Annotated in this window: 4 protein-coding genes; all 4 read right to left on the bottom strand. The window is 64.9% G+C overall.

Translation table 11 applies throughout. The features are described from left to right. A partial coding sequence (locus Q8P46_03465; GenBank protein ID MDP2619225.1) for a GTPase occupies positions 1 to 328 on the bottom strand: 328 nt, incomplete at its 3' end. 2 nt (positions 329 to 330) lie between these two features. Next, on the bottom strand, positions 331 to 942 hold the full coding sequence (gene pth / locus Q8P46_03460; GenBank protein ID MDP2619224.1) for an aminoacyl-tRNA hydrolase: 612 nt from the start codon (positions 940 to 942) through the stop codon (positions 331 to 333). A gap of 75 nt (positions 943 to 1,017) precedes the next feature. Continuing rightward, positions 1,018 to 1,695 carry a 50S ribosomal protein L25/general stress protein Ctc gene (locus Q8P46_03455; protein MDP2619223.1) on the bottom strand — a complete coding sequence of 226 codons (678 nt, stop codon included), beginning with the start codon at positions 1,693 to 1,695 and terminating at the stop codon, positions 1,018 to 1,020. Between the two features lie 140 nt (positions 1,696 to 1,835). Continuing rightward, positions 1,836 to 2,768, bottom strand: a complete 933-nt coding sequence (locus Q8P46_03450; protein ID MDP2619222.1) for a ribose-phosphate pyrophosphokinase — start codon at positions 2,766 to 2,768, stop codon at positions 1,836 to 1,838. Positions 2,769 to 3,026 lie beyond the last annotated feature (258 nt).

Here is a 3,026-nt window from a genome sequence, read left to right as displayed (position 1 = left end):
CCTCGAAGCAGCGCACCACATGGACGATGGCGTCGACCTCGCGGATATTGGCGAGGAAACGGTTGCCGAGCCCCTCGCCTTTCGAGGCGCCGCGCACCAGCCCTGCAATGTCCACGAAGGTCAGCCTGGTCGGCACTGTACGCGCCGATCTGGCGATCTTCGCGATCGTTTCAAGGCGCTCGTCGGGCACCGCCACCTCGCCGACATTGGGCTCGATGGTGCAGAAGGGATAGTTTTCCGCCTGCGCGGCGGCGGTCTGCGTCAGCGCGTTGAACAGGGTGGACTTGCCGACATTGGGCAGCCCGACAATGCCGCACTTGAAACCCATGGCTAGCCGGAATGCTCCTGGTCCGCGTCCTCGGGCTTTGCCTCGGGCGGATTGAGCGCGAGATGGACCTTGTTCATGAAATTCGCGTCGTGGCCTGCGGCAAGGAGCGGCGCGTGCTCGGCGACAGCGGTCAGCAGCGGCTCCAGCCATTCCCTCTCGGCCTTGGCGAAATCGCGCAGCACGTAGTTATGCACCAGGCCCTTGTCGCCGGGATGGCCGATGCCGAGCCGCACGCGGCGGAATTCCGGGCCGATATGCGCGGCGATCGAGCGCAACCCGTTGTGCCCGGCCACGCCGCCGCCGGTCTTGACCCTGAGCTTGCCAGGCTGCAGGTCGAGCTCGTCGTGGAAGACGATGATCGCATCCGGCGCAAGCTTGTAGAACTGCGCCGCCGCCGCCACCGAGCGCCCGGATTCGTTCATATAGGTCATCGGTTTCAACAGCAGGCATTTGCGCCGGCCGAGCAGGCCTTCCGCCGCCGCACCGTGAAAGCGGCTGCGCCACGCGGGAAAGTCGTGCCGGACGGCGATCGCGTCGACCGCCATGGCGCCGATATTGTGGCGGTTGAAGGCGTAGCGGCTGCCTGGATTGCCGAGCCCGACGAGCAGTATCATGCGCGTGCCCCATGGTCCGATCGCGGCCGGTGCATCCGCCAAGACGCCGCGCCGGAAAGCGCGGCGCGGCCGGGCTCAATCCTCGCCTTCGGCCTTGTCTTCGCCCTCGCCTTCGGCTTCTTCCTCGCCCTCTCCTTCGGCCTCGACGCCTTCAGCCTCCGCGGCCTCCTCTTCCTCGGTCCGCAGCACGGCCGGCGCGGCAATGGTGGCCACGGTGAAGTCGCGGTCGGTGATCGTCGGCACGACGCCCTCGGGCAGCGGGATCGCCGAGATATGGATTGAGTCGCCGATGTCGGTCCCGGTCAGGTCGGCGGTCAGATGTTCGGGGATCTGGTCGGCGAGGCAGTTCAACTCGATCTCATGGCGCACGATGTTGAGCACCCCGCCGCGCTTGATGCCCGGCGATTTTTCCTCGTTGATGAAGTGAACCGGCACCGAAACGTCGAGACGCGCGCCCTCGCCAAGCCGCAGAAAGTCGACATGGATCGGGAAGTCGCGCACCGGATCGAAATGGACGTCGCGCGGGATGACGCGCGAAGCTTGCCCGTTCACGTCGACCGAGAACAAGGTTGTCAGAAAACCGCCGGCCTTGATCAGGGAAGTCAGCTCCCTGCGCTCGATGGCGATGGGTTCGGGGGGCTGCTTATCACCGTAAATTACGGCCGGAACCAAGCCGGCGCGGCGCGTTGCCCGGGCGGCCCCCTTGCCGACCCGATCGCGTGCCGCGGCTTTCAGCTCAACGACTTTAGACATCACATTCTCCTAAGAAATCTCGTCGCGCCTTGCCTCCAGGGGTGCCGGGCGCGCGACGGTCGCGCGGCTTATAGCGTCAATGCGGAGGACTGACAATGCCGGCGGGCGGGATGCGGCGGGAATGCTCCCGGCGAGAAGGTTCAGTGGAACAGGCTGGAGACCGACTCTTCGAGCGCCGTGCGGCGGATCGCCTCTCCGATCAGCGGCGCGATGGAAAGCACGCGGATGTTGCTGGCTCCGCGCACCGCATCGGTCGGCTGGATCGAGTCGGTAATGACCAGCTCTTTCAGATGCGAGGCGGCGATGCGGTCGATCGCATTGCCGGACAGCACGCCGTGCGTGATGTAGGCGGAGACGGCCGTCGCGCCCTTTTCCATCAGCGCCTGGGCGGCATTGCACAGCGTGCCGCCGGAATCGACGATATCGTCGACCATGATGCAGGAGCGGCCCTTGACGTCGCCGATGATGTTCATGACCTCGCTTTCGCCCGCCCGCTCGCGCCGCTTGTCGACGATAGCGAGGGGCGCGCCGATGCGCTTGGCGAGTCCGCGCGCGCGCACCACGCCGCCGACATCCGGCGATACCACCATCACGTGATCGAGCTCATTTTGCTCACGGATGTCGCGCACCATAACCGGCGCGGCATAGAGATTGTCGGTCGGTATGTCGAAAAAGCCCTGGATCTGGCCCGCATGCAGGTCGAGGGTCAGCACTCGGTTGGCGCCGGCTTCAGTGATCAGATTGGCGACCAGCTTGGCGGAGATCGGCGTGCGCGGGCCCACCTTGCGGTCCTGACGGGCATAGCCGAAATAAGGGATCACAGCCGTGATGCGCTGCGCCGAGGCGCGTCGCAACGCGTCGATAATGATCAACAGCTCCATCAAATGATCGTTGGCAGGATAGGAGGTCGACTGGATCGCGAAAACGTCCTCGCCGCGGACATTCTCTTCAACCTCGACGAAGATCTCCATGTCGGCGAAGCGGCGGACGACGCATTTGGTCAGCGATGTCTTGAGGTAAGCCCCGATTGCTTCCGCGACAGCTCGGTTCGAGTTACCCGAGACCAGCTTCATGGCCGAAACCCTATTCTGAGAAATAAGTGGGCGCTCCGGGGATGATGCGAGCCCTCCCAGCGACGGTCGGTACGGCAAGGTTCTAACAACCGCCCCGCGGCGTGTAAACATTCGCGTTGGCTGTGGAATAGCGTTTATGGTTCCAACGGCACAAGCCGCGCAATGCCCTCCGCCGCCGCCGCCGCCGCGAGCACGGTCTCGATACGCCTTTGCTCTTGGGTCGCGTTCGCGCGCAGCGTACGTGCCTGGGAAACCTTG

The organism is Hyphomicrobiales bacterium, assembly GCA_030688605.1.
Taxonomy (GTDB): Bacteria; Pseudomonadota; Alphaproteobacteria; order Rhizobiales; family NORP267; genus JAUYJB01.
This window is presented reverse-complemented; position numbering and strand designations above follow the sequence as displayed.

Bases quoted from the DNA above. Each gene is read 5' to 3' on its own strand.
- pth (MDP2619224.1), bottom strand. From the start codon at position 942: ATGATACTGCTCGTCGGGCTCGGCAATCCAGGCAGCCGCTACGCCTTC.
- Q8P46_03455 (MDP2619223.1), bottom strand. From the start codon at position 1,695: ATGTCTAAAGTCGTTGAGCTGAAAGCCGCGGCACGCGATCGGGTCGGC.
- Q8P46_03450 (MDP2619222.1), bottom strand. From the start codon at position 2,768: ATGAAGCTGGTCTCGGGTAACTCGAACCGAGCTGTCGCGGAAGCAATC.